The following is a 21,395-nucleotide window of genomic DNA, read 5'->3' on the forward strand; positions in this document are numbered from 1 at the left end:
ATCGTCGTTTCGTCATCTTCGCGTCGGTTGCCGGTCACCAGGCGCGGTGAGACTAGGCCAGCATGACCGTCTTGTCGTCCCGCCCCGCGCACCCGGTCGACCCCGGACTGGTGTCGATAGCGCTGGAAGTGGCCGGTCGCCTGGCGAACGACGCCTCGGACGTCATCATGGCCACCGCCGGCCGCGGCGTGCGTCCCGACTCCGACGAGTCGCCGTTCGACTGGGTCACCGACACCGACCGCACCCTCGAACGCCACACCCGGCGCGTCCTGACCGCGGAGTTCCCGTCGATCCCGGTCTTCTGCGAGAACTCCGACGCGGACGTGCCCGGCGGTTCCGAGTTCCGCTGGGTGGTCGACCCGGTCGACGGGACCGCCAACTACACCGCGGGCATGCCGTGGTGCGCCTACAGCCTCGCCCTGGTGGACCGCTGGGGCCCGGTCGTGGGCGTGGTCGCCGACCCGTACCGCTCCCAGATCTACGCCGCCGCCCGAGGCCGCGGCATGCGCGCGAACGGCACCCCGGTCCGCCTGACCGAACGCCAGGGCGACTCGCTGGTCGTGTGCACCGAGATGACCCGGACCGGTCCGTGGCCCGGCATGGGCGAGTTCATCTCGACCGCCGCCATCGCGGGCACGGGCGTGCGCGTCCTCGGTTCGAAGTGCCTGGCGGTCGCCCAGGTGGCCCTTGGTCACGTGGCCGCCGCCGTGCTGCACGGCTACCACGAGTGGGATGTCGCCGGTGCGGTCTCTCTGGCCGTGGAATCCGGTGCGGTCGTGCTGGACAGACGCGGCGCCGGCGCCCAACTGCCCGCGGACGGGCTTCTGGTGGCCGCACCCGACGCGGCGGACGAGGTACTGGGTTGGTGGCAGTCCGCGCTTCAGGCCGAGAGCTGAGGCAGCTGCTTCTCGAGCAGTTCGAGGTGCGTGCGGGCCTCGTCCAGCTCGGGGTGGTCGAACATCTGCAGCGCGACCCGACCGACCTCGTTCTCGAACTGCTTGAAGTCGTGGGCGGCCTTGAGCAGCCGCTGGTAGACGGGGTGCTGCGAGTCGACGGCGCCGAGCGCCCTGCCCAACTGCGCGATGCCCCTGACGTCGTCGAGCTCCTTGGTCAGCTGCTCACTGATCCGCTGCAGCCAGTCCTTGGCCGCCGACGCGGGCACGGTCTGCACGGCCGCGTTGACCCGGCGTGCCGACTCCGCACACCGTTCGACCTGCTCAGACCACATGTCGTAGGGGTGCTGCGGAACCATTGGGAACGCGGGCACCGGCGGACCGGAGCGCTTGATCGCGCGACGAATGAGGCCGACGATCAAGCCGATCACCGAACCGGGGATTCCGCCCAGCAGCAGACCGGAGATGATGATCACCACGACGGTCAGGGGTACGGAGTCGTTGTAGGTGTTGCCCGGTGCGGCGGTCGCGCCGATGGTCATGAAGCCACCCATCAGCACGAAGCCGATCCCGGATCCCCAGAGCACTGAACGAGCGACGACACCCATGACTGGTGATCGTGCCACTTTCGCCGCGTGTTGGTCGGCGGAACTCAAGCGTCGAAGTCGACCGTCACGCACTCGCTGGTCGGCAACGCCTGACACGTCAGCACGAACCCGGCCGCCACCTCGGACTCGTCGAGCGCGTAGTTGCGACGCATCTCGACCGTCCCGTCCGTGACCAACGCCCGGCACGTGCCGCACACCCCGCCCTTGCACGCGAACGGCAGATCCGCGCGCACGCGCTGAGCGGCGTCCAGGATCGGCTCGTCGGCCGGCAGCGGCAGGGTCGTGGACTTGCCGTCCAGCACGACGGTGACCGACGCGGCGGCGTTCACCACGGCTTCCTGGCGCCGCGGCGGGGGCGGTGGCTCGTCCACGTAGAAGAGTTCGTGGTGCACGCGGTCGGTGGGCACGCCGCGATCGCGCAGCACGGCGGTGGCGTCCTGCACCATCTCGTACGGACCGCACAGCCACCACTCGTCGATGCCGTCGAACGGGACGACGGTGTCGAACAGCGCGGAGAGCTTCGCGGCGTCCAGACGGCCGGAGAACAGCTCCACGTCGCGGGGTTCGCGGGACAGCACGTGGATCAGCTGGAACGTGGCCGGGTAGCGGTCCTTCAGGTCGGCGAGCTCGTCGGCGAACATCACCGTGTTCGTGCTGCGGTTGCCGTACAGGAGCGTTACGCGGGCGCCGGTGGCGAGGACCGTGGCCGCGATCGACAGGGCCGGGGTGATGCCGGAGCCGGCGACCACCAGGCCGTGGTGGGTGCCCGTCCCGGACGGCGTGAACCTGCCCAGCGGCGGCAGCACTTCGATCACGTCACCAGAGGACACGCGGTCGACGAGCCAGGTGGAGAACTGGCCGCCGTCGACGCGGCGCACGCCGATGCGCGGTGCGGCACCCGCCGGGGCGCAGATCGAGTACGAACGGCGTTCATCGCCCTGGCGCAGGGTCAGGTACTGGCCGGCGGCGAAGGCGAACTCGTCGGCCAGGTCGGCGGGCACGTCGAACGTGACGGCCACGGCGTCGTCGCAGAGGCGGTCGACGCGGGAGACCGTCAGCTTGTGGAAGGCAGCGCGGCGGGCCACTCAGATCTCCTTGACGTGCTCGAAGGGTTCGGCGCAGGCGTTGCAGCGGCGCAGGGCCTTGCAGGCGGTCGAACCGAACCGCGAGATCTCCGAGGTGTTGGGCGAACCGCACTGCGGGCACGCCACCTGACGTGACGGCGGCACCAGGTTCAGCGGCACCGGGCCGACAGCGACCGGGCCGATCCGCGCGGGAGGCGCGATGCCCGCGGCCGCCAGCTTCGCGCGGCCTTCTGAGCTGATCCAGTCCGTGGTCCAGGCCGGGGACAGCGACAGCCGCACCTCGACCTCGGCGAAGCCCGCGGCGCGCAGCGAACGGCGCAGGTCGGCGCCCATCTCGTCGATCGCGGGGCAACCCGAGTAGGTCGGGGTGATGGTGACGACGACGCGACCATCCTCTTCGGACACATCGCGGAGCACGCCGAGGTCGGCCAGCGTGAGGACCGGGAGCTCCGGGTCCCGCACGGCCGACGCGACCTCCAGTGCCGTCGTCACCACACCGCTCCCGGCAGTGAGCGGTGCAGGTGCTGCATCTCGGCGAGCAGGTAGCCCATGGCCTCGGTGTGCACGCCGTCGCGGCCCGCCATGCCCGCGACCCGGGCCGCGCGCGTGTCGGCCGGACGCGACAGTCCCGCGGCGGACAGCACCGCATCGAGCACTCCGTCCACTTCGGACCGGACGGAAGCGGGGTCGACGGCGACACCGATCAGCCGCGCTTCGACGGCGTGCGTGGCGAACAGCTCGTCCACGAACGGCCACACGCGCTCCAGCCCGGCCTGCATGCGGCGGTGCGACTCGTCGGTGCCGTCGCCGAGCCGGACGGTCCACTGCGCGGCGTGGTCGCGGTGGTACGCCAGCTCCTTCAGGCCCTTCTCGGCCACGGCGGCGAGCACCGGGTCGGCGGAGCCGCGCAAACGCGAGAACAGAGCCAGGCGCCACGACGAGAACACCAGCAGCCGCGCGATCGTCGTGCCGAAGTCGCCACCGGGTCCGGGACCGCAGTCGATCTCGGCCAGGTGCACGTTGCGGAACTCGCGTTCGTCGCGCAGGTACGCCAGCGAGTCCTCGTCACGACCGAGCACCTCACCCGCGCGGGTCAGCAGCATGCGCGCCTGGCCGAGCAGGTCCAGCGCGATGTTGGCGAGCGCGATGTCCTCTTCGAGCTCCGGCGCGCGCGAGCACCACTCCGAAAGCCGCTGAGAGAAGATCAACGCGTCGTCGCCGAGCATCAGGCAGTACGCCGCCAGATCAGCGGTGTCGACGCCCGCCGGGAACTCGCGGTTCACGCCGGCGAGAGCCTCCGAGAAGCCCGTCCCGAACGCCCAGTGCGAGTCCTCGTGGCCGAGCAACGACTCGTATGCGTTGTCGAAGCTCATAGGTGCGGCACGTCCTCTGGAATCGCGTAGAACGTCGGGTGCCGGTAGACCTTGTCGCCGGACGGCGCGAAGAACGGGTCCTTCTCGTCCGGTGAGGACGCCGTGATCGCGGCCGCGGGCACCACCCAGATCGACACGCCCTCGTTGCGGCGCGTGTAGACGTCACGGGCGTTGCGCAGCGCCATCTCGGCGTCCGGCGCGTGCAGCGAACCGACGTGCACGTGGTTCAGGCCCCGCTTGCCCCGCACGAACACTTCCCACAGCGGCCAAGACGTGCTCACGCGGCACCTTCCTTCGACACGGCCTGCTTGGCAGCGTGCGCGGCCGCGGCCTCGCGGACCCAGGCGCCGTCCTCATGGGCCTTGCGGCGGTGCGCGATGCGCTGCGCGTTGCAGACACCGCCACCCTTGACGACCTGCCAGAACTCGTCCCAGTCGGGCGAGCCGAAGTCGTACTGCCCGCGCTCGGGGTTCCACCTGAGCTCGGGGTCGGGGAACGTCACGCCGAGCGCCTCGGCCTGCGGCACGCTCATGTTCACGAACTTCTGCCGCAGCTCGTCGTTCGTGTCGCGCTTGATCCGCCACGCCATGGACTGCTCGGTGTTCGTGGACTCCGAGTCCGGCGGGCCGAACATCATCAGCGCCGGCCACCACCAGCGGTTCACCGAGTCCTGCACCATGTCGCGCTGCTGCTGCGTGCCGCGCATCATCGTCATGAGCAGCTCGTAGCCCTGACGCTGGTGGAACGACTCTTCCTTGCAGATGCGGATCATGGCGCGCGCGTACGGCCCGTACGACGTGCGGCACAGCGGCACCTGGTTGCAGATCGCGGCGCCGTCGACGAGCCAGCCGATCACGCCGACGTCGGCGAACGTCAGCGTCGGGTAGTTGAAGATCGAGGAGTACTTCTGGCGGCCCTCGATGAGCTTGGTCGTCAGGTCCTCGCGGTCGGCACCGAGCGTCTCGGTCGCCGAGTACAGGTACAGACCGTGCCCGGCCTCGTCCTGCACCTTCGCCAGCAGGATCGCCTTGCGCCGCAGCGAGGGCGCGCGGGAGATCCAGTTGCCCTCCGGCTGCATGCCGATGATCTCGGAGTGCGCGTGCTGGGCGATCTGCCTGATCAGGGTCTTGCGGTAGCCGTCGGGCATCCAGTCGCGCGGCTCGATGCGCGAGTCGGCCTGCACCGTGCGCTCGAAGCGCAGCTCCAGGTCATCCGCCATGCACCGATGTTACACCTGGGTGCCGAATCTGCGTAGAACTGTCACAACGGCGGCGATGACGAGCCAGACGGCCGCGAGGAAGGTGCCGACGGGCAACAGGCTGAGCACCGCGCTGCGCCCGGCCACGCGCGTCAGCTCCGGGTTGGTCTGGTCGTACTCGACCCGCACGTTGTCGCCGACGTTGAGGCCCGACGGGTACAGGACGCCCTGCGACGGGATGATCACGCGACCGTCCGGTGTGGCGTACCGCACAACCGTCCTGTTGAAAGCGATGGAGTCGACCTGCGCGACCGCCTGCCCCAGGTGCCGCTCGATGGCCACGTCGTCGCGCCAGCACGCGATCGGCAACAGCACGCAAACGAGTGTGACCACCCCGCCGACCACCAGCAGAACACGACTCACCGCACGGCGGACACGCACCCCGAGCGCCGGCTTGGTCACTGCGTCGTCCACCACAACTGAGAAGTCTAGAGCCGGGCGGGTGCCGCGCTTTCAGGTTCAGGTCCATACAGTCGGAGCGTGACCTCAGCACCGACATCGCGAGCAGGGCAGCGGATCCGCGTCCGTTCGAGGCGGGACACCGCCGGTGACCTGCTCGGACTGCTGCCAGACCCGGAGCACGCACTCGCCTGGGTGCGCGACGGGTCCGGCCTGGTCGGCTGGGGCGAGGCCGCACGGCTGGAGGTCAGCGGCCCCGACCGCTTCGCGCAGGCCGACAAGTGGTGGCAGGAGTTCGTCGCGAGCCTCGACGTCGACGACGAACTGGGCGTACCGGGCAGCGGCCCCGTGGCGTTCGTCTCGATGGCCTTCGCGGACTCGCCGGGCGACTCGGTGCTGATCGTCCCCGAGGTCGTGGTCGGCAGGCGCAACGGCCGGCAGTGGATCACCACCATCGGCGCCGCGGACACCGCCCCCGACGTGGCACCGCTGTCCCGCCCGTCGACCGTCCGCTACTCGAACGGCCAGCTGCCGGTCACGCAGTACCGCGAGGCCGTGCGCTCGGCCGTGGCGCGCATGCGTTCCGGCGAGCTGGACAAGGTGGTGCTCGCCCACGACCTCGTGGCCTCCACCGACCGCCGCCTCGACCAGCGCTTCGTGCTGCAGGGCCTGGCCCGCCGGTACCCGGAGTGCTGGGCGTACGCGGTGGACGGTCTGGTCGGCGCGACACCCGAACTGCTGCTTCGGCGCACCGGGTCGGTCGTGGACTCGCGCGTGCTGGCCGGCACGACCTGGCCGCACGACGGGGTTTCCGATGAGGAGCTCGCTTCGGCGTTGATGGCGTCGGAGAAGAACCTCGAAGAACACGATTACGCCATCACTTCTCTCGCGGACACGCTTCGGCCCTTCTGCACCACGATGTCGGTGGAGGGGCCCTCGGTTCTGCGGCTGCCCAACGTGTCGCACCTGTCCAGCGATGTGATCGGGACGCTCGAGTCCTCGGTGTCGCTGCTGCACCTCGGCGAGGCCGTGCATCCGACGGCGGCGGTGGGCGGGACGCCCCGGCTGGACGCCACCACGTTGATCTCGCAGCTGGAGGGGATGGACCGCGGCCGGTACGCCGGGCCGGTCGGGTGGATCGACGGGAACGGCGACGGGGAGCTCGGGATCGCGTTGCGGTGCGCACAGATCTCCGGCTCGACGGCTCGGTTGTTCGCCGGGTGCGGGCTGGTGGCCGACTCGGATCCGGACATCGAGGTGCAGGAGGCGCACGCCAAGATGCGGCCGATGCGTGAGGCCCTGGAGGGGCTTTAGCACGCTCGCAACGAACGTTGCGGAGTGCGCGGCCAGGCCGGAACACGCTGACGCAGGGATCCCCGAGTCGGGAACCCCTGCGTCATACGTGCTCAGCCGGTCTGACGATCAGCTCTTGTGCGCGCCCAGCAGCTCGTGCGTCAGCTCGATCTTGGCGCGCGACTTGGGCTCAGCCGCCTTGGCCGGAGCCGATGCGACGGACAGCGACTTGGCCGCCGCGTCCGCGGTGCGGCCGGGAGCCTGAGCCGGCTTGCCCTTGGTGAACAGCCACGTCTGGAACAGCTGGTCGAGCTGCTGTCCCGACACCCGCTCCGCCACCGCGATGAACTCCTCGATCGTGGCGTCCGAGTACTTCTTCTCCGCGGTCCAGGTCTTCAGGATCTCGAAGAACTTGTCGTCACCGACGGCCACGCGCAGGGCGTGCAGGGTCAGCGCACCGCGGTCGTAGACGGCGTTGTCGAACACCTTGTCCGAACCCGGGTCGCCGGGCAGGACCTGCCAGAACGGGTCATCGGCCGGGTACAGGTCGTAGGTGTAGTCGGAGTTCTCCTGCGCCGTGCCCTCACCGACGTGCTCGGACCACAGCCACTCCAGGTAGGACGCGAAGCCCTCGTTCAGCCAGATGTCGCGCCAGTGGTGCACCGACACCGAGTCGCCGAACCACTGGTGGCCGAGCTCGTGGGCGATGACGTAGGTGTTGGCGCCGCGGCGGAAGAACGCCGTGTCGTAGTTCGGGCGCGTCTGGTTCTCCAGCGCGTAGCCGAGGCCCGGCGTGGCGATGCCGCCCTGCGCCTCGAACGGGTACGGGCCCACGTTCTGCGACAGGAACTCGATGACCTCGGGCGTGCGCTCGATGCTGGCCTTGGCGGCATCCGCGTTGTCGCCGAGGCGCTCGGAGTACGCGTTGACGTACGGCTGGCCGGAGGGCGTGGTGCCCTGACGGATCTCGAACTGGCCGATCGTGAGGAACGTCAGGTAGGTCGCCTGCGGCTTGGTGCTGCGCCAGTTCCAGCGCGTCCAGCCGTTGATCTGGCGGGTCTGGCCGACGAAGGTGCCGTTCGAGATCGCCTCGACGCCGTTCGGGACGGCGACGTTGACGTCGAAGGTGGCCTTGTCGGTCGGGTGGTCGTTGGACGGGAACCACCAGGAGGCGATCTCCGGCTCACCGATCGCCAGCGCGCCGTCGGGGGTCTTCGTCCACGCCGTGAAACCGTTGCGGTCCTTCACCGTCGAGGGCGAGTCCGCGTAGGTGACGACGATGGTCAGGTCCTGACCCTTCCGCACGCCTCCGCGGGGCGTGAGGATCAGTTCGCCGTCGTCGGAGACGAACGAGGTCGGCACGTTGTTCACCCGGACCGACTTCACCTTGAGCAGGAAGTCCAGGTCGAACTGCGTGAGGTCCTCGGTGGCCTTGGCCAGGATCGTCGTGGTGCCCGACAGCTGGTCGCCGTCCGGGTTGTAGTTGAGCCTGATGTCGTAGTGGGAGACGTCGTAGCCGCCGTTGCCGTACTTCGGGAAGTACGGGTCACCGGCGCCCGGTGCACCAGGGGACGCCGCTTGCGCCGTCCCCGCGAAGAGGGTCATCGCGGCCACGGACGCGACCGCGGCCGTCGCCTTGGATCTGATCGACATGCGCGCGACGCTATCCACACTTTTGCGGACCGAACCACCGACTTACGTATGTTTCCTATCTGCTGAAAACGTTTGACACAGTCGACTTGAGACGTTGGTGCAACCCGCGCAGCTGGTCTCGTTTTGCCTGCACTTCCACCACTCGGAGGCCTTTTGGCAGCGCAAGTGCGCTACGGAACTCCTCCTGGTCGTCCACTGTGGAGTGCGGAATTCGGTAGCCCGCGCACAAAGCGGTCAGATCCGCCCCGTGCGGCGTGCCGAAAATCCTTTCGAAACTGCCGCCGTACTCGGGTGCGCCTTGTTCCAGCAACGAAAAGATCCCTCCGCCGTCGTCGTTGAGGACGACGATCGTGAGGTCCGGCCGGTGGTCGGCCAGCAGGCCGTTGCTGTCGTGCAGGAACGTCAGGTCGCCCATCAGCGCGTATGCGGGCCCCTGGTGGTACACGGCGAGACCGATGGCCGTGGACACGCTGCCGTCGATGCCCGCGGCGCCCCGATTCGCGTGGATCGTGAGGTCCGAACGGCGCTCGCCCGCGAAGTCCACGTCGCGGATCGGGTTGGACGAGCCGACGAACAGCAGCGCGCCGGGAGGCATCGCCTGCGTGAGGTCACGCGCCACGTGCAGCCCGCTGGGCCACGGTTCGGCGTCCAGGAGTTCGTCGACGGCCACGCTGACGTTCTTCACCGCGCTCTGCCACGCCTGCAACCACTCCCCGTCGTGCTCGGCGGGTTCCGGCAGCCAGGTAGATGCCCGCGTCGCGGTGAACGGCACGTCCGGCCACTGCGCCTGGTCACCGACGGCGTGCACGATCTGCGCGCCTTTCAGCAACGCCTGCTGGCCGCGCGACAGCGTCACCCGGCCGACGACGAGCACCGCGTCCGGCTGCAGGTGCGCGGGGAGACCGGCGTTGAGCAGCAACGATCCGTGCCGCAGGCCACCGGGAGCGGTCGGTTCGGCGATCACCGGCCAGCCGAGCCCGGAGGCTTCGCGCAGCCGTTCCGGACGGTCGTCGCCGAGCAGCACGAGCGTGCGGGGCGGGAGGTCCGACGGCCGCGTCTCGACGGTGAACGTGCGGTCCGTGGCGGTCCACGGGGTGCGGCCGGAGTCCGGCCAGGAGGAGTCGTCCGGGGTGAGCGGCGGCCGGAACGGCACGTTGACGTGCGTCGGGCCGTGCGTCGCGATCGCGCGGCAGATCAACGAACGCGTCGTCGGCTCGTCGGAGGCCTCCGGCAGGTGCAGGGTGGGGAGGCCGAGCACGTCGTACTGGTCGATCGTCTGGCTGGCGCCGGTGCGGTAGAGGTCGACCGGGCGGTCGGCGGTCAGCGCGATCAGCGGCACGCCGGTCAGCTGCGCCTCGACCACGGCGGGGTGCAGGTTCACCACGGCCGTGCCGCTCGTGCAGGTGACGACGGCGGGCGTGCCGGTCTTGGCCAGGCCGAGCGCGAGGAACCCCCCGCTGCGCTCGTCGATCCGCACGTGCAGCGTGAGCAGGCCTTTCTGCTCGGCCTGATGCAGTGCGAACGACAGCGGGGCGTTGCGCGAACCGGGGCACAGCACGACGTGGCGGACGCCGTTGCGGACCAGTTCGTCGACGATCACCCTCGCCTGCGCCGTGGACGGATTCATGCGCCTAGAGTCTCAGACCGTGGCAGATCAGGAGCTCTTCGACCCGTCGCTGTGGAAGCCGATTGAAGGCTTCGACTTCACCGACATCACCTACCACCGGGCGCTCGACCAGGGCACGGTCCGCATCGCGTTCAACCGGCCGGAGGTGCGCAACGCGTTCCGGCCGCACACCGTGGACGAGCTGTACCGGGCGCTCGACCACGCGCGGATGTCGTCCGACGTCGGTTGCGTGTTGCTGACCGGCAACGGCCCCAGCCCCAAAGACGGTGGCTGGGCCTTCTGCAGTGGCGGTGACCAGCGGATTCGGGGCCGGAGCGGCTACCAGTACGCCTCCGGTGAGACGGCGGACACGGTCGACCCGGCACGCGCGGGCCGGCTGCACATCCTGGAGTGCCAGCGCCTGATCAGGTTCATGCCGAAAGTCGTCATCGCGGTCGTGAACGGCTGGGCGGCCGGCGGTGGCCACAGCCTGCACGTGGTGTGCGATCTCACCATCGCGAGCGAGGAGCACGGCAAGTTCAAGCAGACCGACGCGGACGTCGGCTCGTTCGACGGCGGCTACGGCTCGGCGTACCTGGCGCGGCAGGTCGGGCAGAAGTTCGCGCGGGAGATCTTCTTCCTCGGCCGCACGTACTCCGCCGAGGAGATGCACAAGATGGGTGCCGTCAACGCCGTCGTGCCGCACGCCGAGCTGGAGACCACGGCGTTGCAGTGGGCACGCGAGATCAACGGCAAGTCGCCGACCGCCCAGCGGATGCTCAAGTACGCGTTCAACCTGATCGATGACGGTCTGGTGGGGCAGCAGCTGTTCGCCGGCGAGACGACCCGGCTCGCGTACATGACCGACGAGGCCGTCGAGGGCCGTGACGCGTTCCTGGAGAAGCGCGACCCCGACTGGTCGAACTACCCGTACTACTTCTGATCGGCCGCGAGATGCTCGACGAACTGCGCGCGGCGCTCGGCGGTGGCGAACCGCTGGTGGACGGCCCGCTCGACGGCTGGGAGAAGCGAGCGGTGCTCGGCGTGCCCACCTCCGGGTCGACGGGCGAGCCGAAGACGGTGCTGCTCGACGCCGCCGCGCTGACGACGTCGGCCGAGGCCACCCACGAGCGGCTCGGCGGGCCCGGCACGTGGCTGCTGGCGCTGCCCACCGGCCACATCGCCGGGATCCAGGTGCTCGTGCGGTCGATCGTCGCCGGCACCACACCCGGTGAGCTCGACCTGTCCAAGGGCTTCCGCGCCATGGGGTTCGCGCAGGCCGCACGGCCGGTGCTGGACCGGCCGGGACGCCACTACACCGCGCTGGTGCCGACGCAGCTGTCCCGGCTCGTCGTGGGCGAGGGGCCGGGGCTCGCGGCGCTGCGGCAGTTCGACGGCGTGCTCATCGGCGGGGCCGCCACCCCGCCGAAGCTGCTGGAGCAGGCGCGCGCGCTCGGCGTGCAGGTCGTCACGACGTACGGCATGAGCGAGACGGCCGGTGGGTGTGTGTACGACGGTGAGCCGCTGCGGGACGTCTCGGTGCGCGCCGACGACGTGATCGAGATCAGCGGACCGGTGCTGGCGCTGGGCTATCGCGGCAGCGCGGAACCGTTCGGCGAGTGGTTCCGCACCGGCGATCTCGGACGGCTGCGCGACGGACGGCTGGAGGTGCTGGGACGCGCCGACGACGTGATCGTCACGGGTGGCGAGAAAGTGCCTCCAGTGCTGGTCGAACGGGCCCTGGCGACCGTTGGGGGCGTGCTGGAGGCGTGTGTCGTCGGCGTGCCGGACGACGAGTGGGGTCAGGTCGTCGCGGCGGCGGTGGTCGCCCGTGGTGACCAACCCTCGCTGGACGAGCTGAAGGCGGCGGTCGCCGACACCGTGGGCAGGGCCGCGGTGCCGAAGCTGGTGCGGTTCGTGCACGAGCTGCCGTTGCGCGGACCGGGCAAAGTCGACAGAACAGCAGTTCTCGACTCTTTTAGGTGAACCTTTACCGCTGAGGACAACTCTCCCCGCGAAGCGCGCGGACCCAGCCGTGCGCGTTGGCGATGGGGGTTTTCTCATGCGCTACCTGTTACCGCTGGTCGTCGGAGCCGCTCTGGTGGCCGGACCGGCGTCTCCCGCCCAGGCGGCATCCGGCAACGAGTGGTCCGCCGACCTGCACCACAAGTCCATCTCGTGGGGCGGGTCCCCGCGGATGGGTCTGATCGAGCTGGAACCGCACGCGCTCGCCCGACCCGCCAACACGGTCACGGCGGTGGTGACCGGCGATGGCGTCGCCGACGTGCGCGGTCTGCGCCCGGACGGCCAGTGGACGGAGTGGATGGAGGCGCCGGCCACGTTGCCGGTGACCACCTCGACCGTGCAGACGCGCGTGGTGCTGAGCAGTGGCAAGGCAGAACGCGTGCAGCTGACCGCCACCAGCACTCCGGCCGCGGCCGACGTCTCCGTTGCCGCCGCTGGACGTGCGTACCGCGTGTACGCGACGCGTGAGGGCCTTGTCGGCAGCACGACGGCGAACGGCCACACGATCCGTTCGCGCGACCACTTCGTCGCGCTGCCGTCACGGCGTGGCTTGGCACCCAACAACTCCGGCAGCTACAGCGTGCAGCTGTGCGCGTCGAACGGCCGTTGCGAGTGGGCGCCGGTGTGGGACGTCGGCCCGTGGAACACCAAGGACGACTACTGGAACCCGTCCTCGACGCGGGAGATGTGGAAGGACCTGCCGCAGGGCAAGCCCGAGGCGCAGGCCGCGTACGAGGACAACTACAACGGCGGCAAGGACCAGTCCGGCCGCAGGGTCGCGAACCCGGCGGGCGTCGACCTCGCCGACGGCACGTTCCTGGACGGCCTCAAGCTGACCACGAACTCGTGGGTGATCGTGACGTACCTGTGGACCGGCTCCGGTCCTGTCGGGACGGTCCACACGTCCGCGGCCAACGGCACGGTGAACGTCCGCAGCGCCGCGAACTCAGACTCCTCTCAGGTCGGTCTGGCCGCGAACCACGCCCAGGTCAGGGTGATGTGCCAGCTGACGGGCGAGCCCGTCTCCGGCACCCAGGGCACGTCGAACGTCTGGTACCGCATCGCGTCCGGCAAGCACATCGCCAAGGCGTACGTCGCCGGCGTCAGCGGAGCGACTAGCTGCTGATACACCCGTCGGCGGGTCCTCAGCGGCCATGACGGAGGATGGAGGCATGGCCTCAGCCGTCCAGTGGATCCAGGGGACCCGCCCCCGCACGCTGCCGAACTCGATCGCGCCCGTCGTCGTCGGTGCGGCGGCAGCGCACCACATCGACGAGTTCAACGCGCTCTACACCGTGCTGGCGCTGGTGGTCTCGGTGGCGCTGCAGATCGGTGTGAACTACGCCAACGACTACTCCGACGGCATTCGCGGCACCGACGACAACCGGGTGGGACCGTTCCGGCTCACCGGTTCCGGTGCCGCGACGCCCGCCTCGGTGCGGCTGGCGGCGTTCGTCTCGCTCGGGGTCGGCGCGCTGGCCGGGATCGCGCTGGTGGCGCTGTCCGGGCACTGGTGGATGATCGCGTTCGGTGCCGTGTGCATTGCCGGGGCGTGGTTCTACACCGGCGGCAAGCGTCCGTACGGCTACGCGGGGCTCGGCGAGATCGCGGTGTTCCTGTTCTTCGGCCCGGCCGCCGTGCTGGGCACGATGTACGTGCAGACGAGCGAGGTCACCGGAATCGGCATCGGCGCCTCGATCGCGATGGGGTCGATCTCGGCGGCCGTGCTGGTGGCGAACAACCTGCGCGACATCCCGACGGACGCGGTGGCGGGCAAGCGGACGCTGGCCGTCGTGCTGGGCGACAAGGACACCCGCAGGCTCTACCTCGCGCTGGTGGCCGTGCCGTTCGTGATCGCGCTGGGGATGACCGTGCGGGTGCCGTACGCGTTGCTCGGGTTCCTCGCGGCGCCGGTGCTGCTGCCCGCCGTGCGCCGGGTGGCGGCCGGCCGCGGTGGCCGCGACCTGATCCCGGTGCTGCAGTTCACCGGGATCGCGATGCTGGCGTGGTCGGTGCTCGTCAGCGTCGCGCTGGTCCTCGACTGACCGCGGCTACCAGGCGTCCTCGGTGAACTGGGTCGGCGGTTCGTCGTCCTGCCGTGAGGGCCTGCGAGGCGGCGGCGGAGGGGCCGTCTCGCCCTTGATCAGCTCGTCGAGCCTGGCGCGGTCGGCGTCGAGTGCCTGGCGCACAAGGGGATCGTGGCTCGCCTCGCCGGTGAGGACCTGACGCCAGCTGAGCCCGGCGCCGCGGGCGATGCGGTCGGCCAGCTGACGCATCGCCGGTGAGGCGTCGCTCGACCTGGCGAACTGCATCACCCTGCGAACGTCCTCAGTGGACGGTTCCTTGCCGCGGAGGCCCTGCTGGGCGGACCGCATCGCGCGATCCGCCTCGGCGACGGCACTCGTCAGGAAGTCCTCCGCGGCCAGGACGTCCGGTGTCCGCCAGGCCGTCATCACCACTTGTCCTCCGCGAACACGTCGGGGTCGTTCTCGTCGCCGTCGTCACCCCGGCCTCTGCGCGGGCCCTGCGCGTTCATGATCTCCTCGGCGGTCATGCCCTCCTGCAGCATCTGGAACGCCTGCTTCATCTTCTTGACGTTCTCCTGCTGCATGGCCTGCACGTCCGGGTCGTCCGCCGCCTTGCCGGAGACGACGTCCTCCCACGTGAACTCACCCGCGTCGACCTTGCGCTTCAACGCCTTCAGCTGCTCGGGCGCGTCCCGTTCCTGCGCGGCCCGCTCGACCTGCTGGGCGATCGCCTTGAAGTCCACCGGCGGGATCGGCGGCAGCGGCGTGTCCTTGAGCCGGTTGGCGAGGTCCTGCGCCTCCTTGAAACGCGCGTCGACCTGCGCCTCGGCCGCGCGCAGCTCCGGCGTCTTCCAGCTGTCGTTCGGCGTGGTCATCGTTTCTCCATCAGTTCGACCCGAAGAGCCCGCGCCGGATCGGCCGGATCTCGTCGCGGACGTCCGCGAGCTCACCCCGCGGCACGACCGCGCGCCACTGCCGGAAGTCCACTTCGGTCAGTCCGAGCTGCTGCGCGATCTCGTAGTTCTCGCCCAGGAAGTGCAGGACCGCCTGGTCGCCCATGATGCCGATGACCTCGAACTCCGCACCGCGGAACGTGCAGAGCTTGCGCAGGTGCCCGAGCTCCTCGACAGCGGCGTCCGGCACCTCCAGCACACCCTCGACGAAGTCCTGCGGCGCCGGCTGACCGGCGAGCGGGTGCAGCACCAGGACGCCGGCCCGTTGCCCGAAGTCGACGTCGAAGCTCTGGCCGCGGAACGTCGCGACCAGTCCACGCCGGACGGTCGGCCGCAGCGCGACCGGGGCCGGCCAGTACCTCCCCGGCCCGAAGCCCACGTCGCCGATCGGGTACCAGCCGATCTGGCGGTGGATGTACTTGCCGACGCTGCGCCCGTCACCGTTCGGCTCGAACCGCCACAGCTCGGTGCCCGCGGGCAGCTCGGCGAGCTCCATGACGTACTCGGGAATCGGCTGGGCGCTCGGCGTGTAACCGGTGCCGGTGAAGGGCACGGGGTAGACGCGGGTGGTGCCCATCTTCTGCGCGCCTTCGAGCGTGGGGCCACCGAAGCTGGTGTCGAAGAGCTGCGTGGTGTGCGCGAGGAACCGCAGCACGTACTGCGTGCCCTTGGGCCAGCCCTCGACCTTGTCGACGCCGAACGTCTCGGCGAACTGGTCGGCGGTCCCCTGCGGGAAGTCCTGCCCGCGCGTGACGAACCCGGCGGTGCGGTGCGGTTCGAACCGGCCGGGAACCACGACGTTGCCCAGGTAGAGCTGCGCGACGGCGGGGTGCACGATCTTCTGCAGGATCGTCTCCGGCCCGATGCCGGCCGCCTTCTGCACGGCCTGTGGGGTGCTCATCCCGGGTTCTTCTCCTTCCACCGCGCCAGGTAGTCGGTGCGGTCGACCTGCACGTCCTCGAGCTCGTCCGGGTCGAGAACCTTGTGGTAGCCGTTGTACGGGTCGCCGTCCAGACCGTTGTCCTCGGCCCACACCTGCGACGCCCCGACGTAGTCCGCCCCCATCGTGCCGTCGCGGTTGGCGTGCACGACGAACGGCTGGCCGCGCCACTTCGCCGTCATCTCGTCGCGGTACCAGGCGTCGAGCTCGCTGATCGGCACCAGCTTCCGCCGGATCTCCTCCCGCTGCTCGAAACCCTCGTCGTGCGCGTAAGTCTCGCCGGGGATCTGGACGATCCAGATCTTCCCCTGCTCCTGGGCACCCGCGAAGTACGTCTCGCCGCGGTACTCGATCACTTCACCGGTGTGCCGGACCACGACGCCTCATCCTCCTTGAGCTGGTACCAGCCGAGGCCCTTCTCGTACACGGCGTGCAGTCGCTCCTTGCCGTCCCGGACCTCCCAGATCTCCGCGCGGTCCGGCAGGTCGGCGGGCTTGGCGACCCACTCCGGCACCCCGCCGCCGGTGTACCCGGTGCCCGTGAACGGATCCCGGCCGCGCTTCGGTTCGGCCGCCCCACCGGCATCGGCCATCTGCTTCGCCGACGCGTCGTAGTGCGCCTTCTCCTGCGGCGACTGGTACTCGCGGTGCTCCTGGCCGGCCGTGGGCGGCTGGCTGAAGTCGCGATCCGACTTCTCCGGCCCGCCGAAGGGGATCGTGGCCTTCGCGGCCTGGTCGTCGGTGAGGTGGTAGCGCAGCTGCATCGCGGACTCGGCCTTGTCCTTGATCGGCGTCCAGCCCTCGCCCTTGTCGTCCAGCGCCAGCCCCTCGCGCAACGCCATCGGCTTGTTGATGTCGTGCACGTCCTCGGCCCTGGCGATCGACCCGGCCACCATCCCCTGCCGCCGTGCCGCGTCGGTGGTGGGGTCCTCGTGCTGCTTCAGGTACCCGTCGACCGCGTTCTGGTGCAGCACCTTGGTGACGAGATCACCGGACTCGACCTTGATCTGGTTGCGGACGTGGGCCACCTCCTGCGCCTCGCTCGGGCTCAGGTCGGTGGACAGCCGCTTGCTCAGCTCGACGTACCGGTCGCGGTCCGCCTGGTTCGGGTAGATCTGCTCGAGCTGGTGGTGGTAGCCGTCGCCCGACGCCGCCATGGCCGCGTGGTCGAAGGCGGGCGTGAGGTCGTGCCCCTTCGGGGAGCGCGGGGTGTCGTCGCCCTGCCCACCGTCGTGCCCGTCCTGGCCGTCGTGGGTTTCGCGGCTGGTGTGGTCGGTGTGGGCGTCCTGGGGCTGGTCGTGCTTGGGGTCCGCGGCGTGGTCGGACGGGGTGGGGTCCGGGTGGTCTTCGTGGTGCTTGGCGTCGCTGGGGCTCGTGTCGTGGTCTTTGCCGTCGTGCGACTTGCCGTCGTCGTGCGGCTTGCCGTCGTCGTGGGGCTTGGTGTCGGTGTCGTGGTGGCCACCGTCGTGCGGGGTGGCGTCGTGAGGCTTGGGGTCGTGCGGATGCGAGGCGGACGGGTCGTGCGGCGACGTGCCGCCCGAGCCGTTGGGAGTGGTGTGGTCCGGAACCGCGCTGGGACTCGGGTGTCCCGGAGGCGACGGCAGACCGCCGCCCGCGCTCGGGCTGGGGTGTCCCGGAGGCGACGGCAGGCCACCGCCGCTGCTCGGGGTCGGGTGGCCAGGAGGCGACGGCAGGCCACCGCCGCTGCTCGGGTCCGCGTGTCCGGGAGTCGACGGCGTCGGGTGGCCGGGCGGGGACGGCAGGCCACCGCCGGAGTGCGGGGCCGGGGCCGTTGCCGTGCCGGAGCTGGCGCTCGGGTGACCGGGAGGGGTGGGCAGGCCGTTGCCGGAACCGCCTGGCGCCGGGTGGCTGCCCGAGTTCGGAGGCGTCGGCAGGCCGTTCCCCGAGCCGGGCGCCGGATGCGTGCCCGCCGAGCCTGGAGCCGAATGCGTACCGCCCGAACCCGGAGTCGAGTGCGTGCCGGCCGAGCCTGGGGCGGGGTGCGTACCGCCCGAACCGGGAGCCGGGTGCGTACCGCCCGAACCCGAGGTCGAGTGGGTGCCCGCAGAGCCGGAACCGGACGGCGGCGTGGGCAGGCCCGAACCGCCAGGGCGCGAACCTCCAGCGCCGGAAGGCGCGTGGCCGGGCGGCGTCGGCAAGCCCGAACCCGCACCGCCGTGTCCGGGCGGCGAAGGCAGGCCGCTGGCCGGCTTCGCCTGGCCCGACGTGGTGCCGGACGAGCCGGTCGGCCACGCCGAGCCGGCGGAGGAGCCGGGGCGGGAGCCCGAGCTGCGCGCGGAGTCGCCACCGCCGCCTGCCATCGGAGGCGCGCCCATCGGCATCGCGCCGACGACCGGGGCCGACTGGTGCGACGGCGGGGCGGCTGCGGGGGCCGCGCTCGCCGCGTGGGTGGTGTCGAGGTGCGGAGTGGTGGCCGGGACGCCCGGACCGCCGTGCACGCCGCCCGGACCGGCTGGCACGCCACCAGAACCGCTGTGCACGGCGGCAGGAACAGCGCCCGAGCCCGAGCCGGAACCCGAGCCCAGCGTCGGGGGCGCGGACACCGAGGGGCCGGTGGCCGCCGCGGCGTGGGTGGCGGGAGCGTCGGCGCCGTGCACGACGGGCGGGGCCGACACGGGTGCGCCGCCCGGTGCGACGGACGTGACGGCCGCCGGCTTGGTCTCGTCGGCGTTGCCCGGTGGGGTGTAGACCTCGCGGACCTTCGAGCCGATGTCGTGGCCGCGGTCGGCGATCTCGGTCGCCGAGTCCTTGATGGACGTCATGTCGTCGCGGATGTCGCTGACGGCGTTGCGGACGTCGCGGCCCGCCTCGGCCACCTCCTGGGTGGCGTTCATGGCCTCGGCGAGGGAGTTGGCGTCCTTCAGCTTGCCGATGGCCGAGAAGACGCGGCCCACGGCGTCGAAGAGGGACTTCACGTCGGCGATGAGCTTGTGGACCGTGTCGATGATGTCCATGACGCGGCGGTAGATCTGGTAGGCGTTCCAGACCATCTCGGCGGCCTTGATCCAGCCGGCCAGGGGGATCCAGACGGTGGCCGCGGCTTCGAGCAGCTTGTTGACCAGGTAGTCCAGCAGGCGCGCGGCCTGCTTGCCCAGGGCTTCCGCGCCGGACGCGACCGTGTCGAAGCCCTTCGCGATGAGCTGGGTGACGCCCATCTCGGCGAACAGGGCGGCCTTCCAGCCGAGGGCGATGTACTTCTCGTGGGCACGGGCGGCGTCGCCGTCCCAGTGCGCGCGCACCTTGCCGACGGCGTCGGTGAGGTTGTACGAAACGTCGTTCATCGCGTTGCCGACCATGCGCCACGCGTCGCCGTCGGCGCGGATCTTCGTCCAGTCACCGGTGATCGGCGTGATGATCGTGGCGACCAGGGACTCGCCGGTGACGGCCTCGAAGACCCAGTTGACCGCCTGGACGCCCCAGCCCTGGTCGGCCAGGACGTCGTTCAGGGAGGCTCTGTCGACCTCTGGCTGCTTCAGGGACGCGGCGACCGGGCGCGGGTCCCGGTAGGAGGTCGCGGTCACTTCAGGAGTCCGTTGAACATCGCGACGTGGGCCTGCTCGACGGCCTCGTAGACGTGTGCCGTCGCGTCCACCGCCGACGCCGTGCCCTCCAGCTTGGACTTGCCGAAGTCGAGCGTCTCGTCGAAGAGCGCGCGCACGACGTCCACGCCCGGCTGGAGCAACGTCAGCAGGCCGGTGAAGCCCGCCTTGTCGCACGCCGTGGCGTGGACGTACTTGCGGATCGTCTCGAACTCCTGCGCCTCGGTGCGCAGATAGTCGGCGTACGCGCGCAGCTCGGCGGCGTCGGTGAACAGCGACGACACGGGTCCCCCTGCGGACTCAGGTGCTCAGGTCACGCTGTGACGCAGGACGCTCGTCACCAGTTCCCCGTGCGGTGGAAGTTGTTCAGGCGGTCAAGACACGGGTCGAGATCCATGTCCTGTGCAGCTACCCATGAGTCGTCGTAGTAGGTGTTCGCGTAACGCTCGCCACCGTCGCACAACAGAGTCACCACGCTCCCGCGCGTGCGAGACTGCCTCATCTCGGCCACGATCTGGAAGGCCCCCCAGAGGTTCGTTCCGGTCGAACCGCCGACCCTCCGGCCGAGCAGGTCCTCCACGTACCGGATCGTCGCCACGGACGCCGCGTCCGGCACCTTGATCATCCGGTCGATCACCTGGCCGATGAACGACGGCTCCACCCGCGGCCGCCCGATGCCCTCGATCCGCGAGCCGCGCGTGCCCACCAGCTCCGGCGCGCTGTCCCGCCACGCGTCGAAGAACACCGAGAACTCGGGATCCACCACGGCCAGGCGCGTGCCCAGCTTCTGGTAGTGGATGTACCGGCCGATGGTCGCCGACGTGCCGCCCGTGCCGGCCCCGACCACGATCCAGTCCGGCTCCGGCGACGGTTCGAGCTTCATCTGGTCGAAGATCGATTCGGCGATGTTGTTGTTGCCGCGCCAGTCCGTCGCGCGCTCGGCGTGCGTGAACTGGTCCATGAAGTGACCGCCGAGCTCGCTCGCCAGCCGCCGCGACTCGTCGTAGATCGCCGACGGCTCGTCGACGAAGTGGCACCGGCCGCCCTGCCGCTCGATCAGCGCGACCTTCTCCGCGGACGTCGACCGCGGCATCACGGCGATGAACGGCAGCCCCAGCAGCCGCGCGAAGTACGCCTCGGAGACCGCCGTGGACCCGGACGACGCCTCGATCACGGGGGTGCCGCCGGTGATCCAGCCGTTGCATATCGCGTAGAGGAACAACGACCGGGCCAGCCGGTGCTTCAACGAACCCGTGGGGTGCGTCGACTCGTCCTTGAGGTAGAGGTCGATGCCCCAGTCGAGCGGGAGCGGATAGCGCAGCAGGTGGGTGTCGGCACTGCGGTTCGCGTCCGCCTCGATGATCCCGACGGCCTCGCACACCCAGTGCCTGGTCCTGCTGCAACAACGGTCAAGAGAAGTACTCACAGCGGCACGATAACCGCAGGTGAAGGCTACCCCTGGGTAAGAGGACCTTCGTCACCACGAAGCTCGGCGCGCAGCTTGGCCCGCTCGGCCTGCCGCACCGCCTGCCGTTCGTTCAACCCGACCGCCACCCGCTGGCGCAGGCCCTTGAACAGGAACAACGACGCCGGCAACGCCACGACCACGCCGACGGCCAGCGCCGGGAGCAGAGGAACCTTGAACAGCATGAGCGCGCCCGCCACCACCGCGACGAGACCGAGGCGGGCGAGGACGTAGAGCGTCACATCTCTGGCGAGCACC

Annotated in this window: 23 protein-coding genes; 6 read left to right on the forward strand and 17 right to left on the reverse strand. The window is 70.3% G+C overall.

The features are described from left to right. Nucleotides 1-62 precede the first annotated feature (62 nt). The gene (locus ACWEIJ_RS03460) at nucleotides 63-896 is read left to right on the forward strand and encodes an inositol monophosphatase family protein (RefSeq protein ID WP_449835566.1); all 834 of its coding nucleotides are present in this window, start codon (nucleotides 63-65) and stop codon (nucleotides 894-896) included. Here the strand turns inward: ACWEIJ_RS03460 and ACWEIJ_RS03465 are convergent. From ACWEIJ_RS03465 to ACWEIJ_RS03495, 7 genes are read right to left on the reverse strand one after another with little or no spacing between them, the layout of a single operon-like run. Continuing rightward, complete coding sequence (locus ACWEIJ_RS03465; protein ID WP_449835567.1) at nucleotides 881-1,501, reverse strand: hypothetical protein; 621 nt, start codon at nucleotides 1,499-1,501, stop codon at nucleotides 881-883. The genes ACWEIJ_RS03460 and ACWEIJ_RS03465 overlap by 16 nt on opposite strands. A 44-nt stretch (nucleotides 1,502-1,545) precedes the next feature. Then, nucleotides 1,546-2,586 carry a 1,2-phenylacetyl-CoA epoxidase subunit PaaE gene (gene paaE / locus ACWEIJ_RS03470; RefSeq protein WP_449835568.1) on the reverse strand — a complete coding sequence of 347 codons (1,041 nt, stop codon included), beginning with the start codon at nucleotides 2,584-2,586 and terminating at the stop codon, nucleotides 1,546-1,548. Next, nucleotides 2,587-3,078: a 1,2-phenylacetyl-CoA epoxidase subunit PaaD gene (gene paaD, locus ACWEIJ_RS03475; protein WP_449835569.1), complete on the reverse strand. Its 492-nt coding sequence runs from the start codon at nucleotides 3,076-3,078 to the stop codon at nucleotides 2,587-2,589. Next, a complete protein-coding gene (gene paaC, locus ACWEIJ_RS03480; RefSeq protein WP_449835570.1) occupies nucleotides 3,075-3,959 on the reverse strand; it encodes a 1,2-phenylacetyl-CoA epoxidase subunit PaaC in 885 nt (294 codons plus the stop codon). Before paaC ends, paaD begins: the two co-directional genes overlap by 4 nt. Then, on the reverse strand, nucleotides 3,956-4,240 hold the full coding sequence (gene paaB, locus ACWEIJ_RS03485) for a 1,2-phenylacetyl-CoA epoxidase subunit PaaB (protein ID WP_030473230.1): 285 nt from the start codon (nucleotides 4,238-4,240) through the stop codon (nucleotides 3,956-3,958). Before paaB ends, paaC begins: the two co-directional genes overlap by 4 nt. Continuing rightward, complete coding sequence (gene paaA, locus ACWEIJ_RS03490; protein WP_449835571.1) at nucleotides 4,237-5,178, reverse strand: 1,2-phenylacetyl-CoA epoxidase subunit PaaA; 942 nt, start codon at nucleotides 5,176-5,178, stop codon at nucleotides 4,237-4,239. Before paaA ends, paaB begins: the two co-directional genes overlap by 4 nt. Nucleotides 5,179-5,187: 9 nt before the next feature. After that, entirely contained in the window at nucleotides 5,188-5,532 is a 345-nt protein-coding gene (locus ACWEIJ_RS03495) for a DUF3592 domain-containing protein (protein WP_449835572.1), read from the reverse strand. A gap of 165 nt (nucleotides 5,533-5,697) precedes the next feature. Here ACWEIJ_RS03495 and ACWEIJ_RS03500 point away from each other — a divergent pair, with 165 nt between their 5' ends. Beyond that, nucleotides 5,698-6,930, forward strand: a complete 1,233-nt coding sequence (locus ACWEIJ_RS03500) for an isochorismate synthase (RefSeq protein ID WP_449835573.1) — start codon at nucleotides 5,698-5,700, stop codon at nucleotides 6,928-6,930. A 108-nt stretch (nucleotides 6,931-7,038) separates the two neighbouring features. On the opposite strand, the gene ACWEIJ_RS03505 is transcribed toward ACWEIJ_RS03500, so the two are convergent. Together ACWEIJ_RS03505 and menD are read right to left on the reverse strand one after the other, a co-directional pair. Next, nucleotides 7,039-8,562, reverse strand: a complete 1,524-nt coding sequence (locus tag ACWEIJ_RS03505; protein WP_449835574.1) for a M1 family metallopeptidase — start codon at nucleotides 8,560-8,562, stop codon at nucleotides 7,039-7,041. Nucleotides 8,563-8,617: 55 nt separating this feature from the next. Then, on the reverse strand, nucleotides 8,618-10,189 hold the full coding sequence (gene menD, locus ACWEIJ_RS03510; protein ID WP_449835575.1) for a 2-succinyl-5-enolpyruvyl-6-hydroxy-3-cyclohexene-1-carboxylic-acid synthase: 1,572 nt from the start codon (nucleotides 10,187-10,189) through the stop codon (nucleotides 8,618-8,620). Here menD and ACWEIJ_RS03515 point away from each other — a divergent pair. From ACWEIJ_RS03515 to ACWEIJ_RS03530, 4 genes are all read left to right on the forward strand, one after another. Continuing rightward, the gene (locus ACWEIJ_RS03515) at nucleotides 10,188-11,111 is read left to right on the forward strand and encodes a 1,4-dihydroxy-2-naphthoyl-CoA synthase (RefSeq protein WP_449835576.1); all 924 of its coding nucleotides are present in this window, start codon (nucleotides 10,188-10,190) and stop codon (nucleotides 11,109-11,111) included. The genes menD and ACWEIJ_RS03515 overlap by 2 nt on opposite strands. An 11-nt stretch (nucleotides 11,112-11,122) precedes the next feature. Continuing rightward, nucleotides 11,123-12,154 carry an o-succinylbenzoate--CoA ligase gene (menE, locus tag ACWEIJ_RS03520; RefSeq protein WP_449835577.1) on the forward strand — a complete coding sequence of 344 codons (1,032 nt, stop codon included), beginning with the start codon at nucleotides 11,123-11,125 and terminating at the stop codon, nucleotides 12,152-12,154. Nucleotides 12,155-12,230: 76 nt separating this feature from the next. Continuing rightward, complete coding sequence (locus ACWEIJ_RS03525; RefSeq protein ID WP_449835578.1) at nucleotides 12,231-13,319, forward strand: SH3 domain-containing protein; 1,089 nt, start codon at nucleotides 12,231-12,233, stop codon at nucleotides 13,317-13,319. 46 nt (nucleotides 13,320-13,365) lie between these two features. Continuing rightward, nucleotides 13,366-14,238: a 1,4-dihydroxy-2-naphthoate polyprenyltransferase gene (locus ACWEIJ_RS03530; RefSeq protein ID WP_449835579.1), complete on the forward strand. Its 873-nt coding sequence runs from the start codon at nucleotides 13,366-13,368 to the stop codon at nucleotides 14,236-14,238. A gap of 6 nt (nucleotides 14,239-14,244) precedes the next feature. Here ACWEIJ_RS03530 and ACWEIJ_RS03535 read toward each other — a convergent pair whose 3' ends face one another. The 8 genes from ACWEIJ_RS03535 to ACWEIJ_RS03570 are packed head-to-tail and all read right to left on the reverse strand — an operon-like array spanning nucleotide 14,245 to nucleotide 21,394. Further along, nucleotides 14,245-14,646, reverse strand: coding sequence for a hypothetical protein (locus ACWEIJ_RS03535; RefSeq protein ID WP_449835580.1), 402 nt, complete (start codon nucleotides 14,644-14,646; stop codon nucleotides 14,245-14,247). Further along, nucleotides 14,646-15,095 (reverse strand): hypothetical protein, encoded by a 450-nt coding sequence (locus ACWEIJ_RS03540; protein WP_449835581.1) that lies wholly within the window; start codon nucleotides 15,093-15,095, stop codon nucleotides 14,646-14,648. The genes ACWEIJ_RS03535 and ACWEIJ_RS03540 overlap by 1 nt, the downstream gene beginning before the upstream one ends. 10 nt (nucleotides 15,096-15,105) lie before the next feature. Beyond that, entirely contained in the window at nucleotides 15,106-16,074 is a 969-nt protein-coding gene (locus tag ACWEIJ_RS03545; protein ID WP_449835582.1) for a hypothetical protein, read from the reverse strand. Continuing rightward, entirely contained in the window at nucleotides 16,071-16,490 is a 420-nt protein-coding gene (locus ACWEIJ_RS03550) for a hypothetical protein (RefSeq protein ID WP_449835583.1), read from the reverse strand. Before ACWEIJ_RS03550 ends, ACWEIJ_RS03545 begins: the two co-directional genes overlap by 4 nt. After that, complete coding sequence (locus tag ACWEIJ_RS03555; protein ID WP_449835584.1) at nucleotides 16,466-19,654, reverse strand: hypothetical protein; 3,189 nt, start codon at nucleotides 19,652-19,654, stop codon at nucleotides 16,466-16,468. The genes ACWEIJ_RS03550 and ACWEIJ_RS03555 overlap by 25 nt, the downstream gene beginning before the upstream one ends. Continuing rightward, entirely contained in the window at nucleotides 19,651-19,956 is a 306-nt protein-coding gene (locus ACWEIJ_RS03560) for a hypothetical protein (RefSeq protein ID WP_449835585.1), read from the reverse strand. The genes ACWEIJ_RS03555 and ACWEIJ_RS03560 overlap by 4 nt, the downstream gene beginning before the upstream one ends. 53 nt (nucleotides 19,957-20,009) lie before the next feature. Continuing rightward, nucleotides 20,010-21,098 (reverse strand): PLP-dependent cysteine synthase family protein, encoded by a 1,089-nt coding sequence (locus tag ACWEIJ_RS03565; protein ID WP_449835586.1) that lies wholly within the window; start codon nucleotides 21,096-21,098, stop codon nucleotides 20,010-20,012. Between the two features lie 26 nt (nucleotides 21,099-21,124). Next, entirely contained in the window at nucleotides 21,125-21,394 is a 270-nt protein-coding gene (locus ACWEIJ_RS03570) for a DUF4229 domain-containing protein (RefSeq protein WP_355440974.1), read from the reverse strand. Between the last annotated feature and the right edge of the window lies 1 nt (nucleotide 21,395).

This window comes from Lentzea sp. NPDC004789, assembly GCF_053601075.1.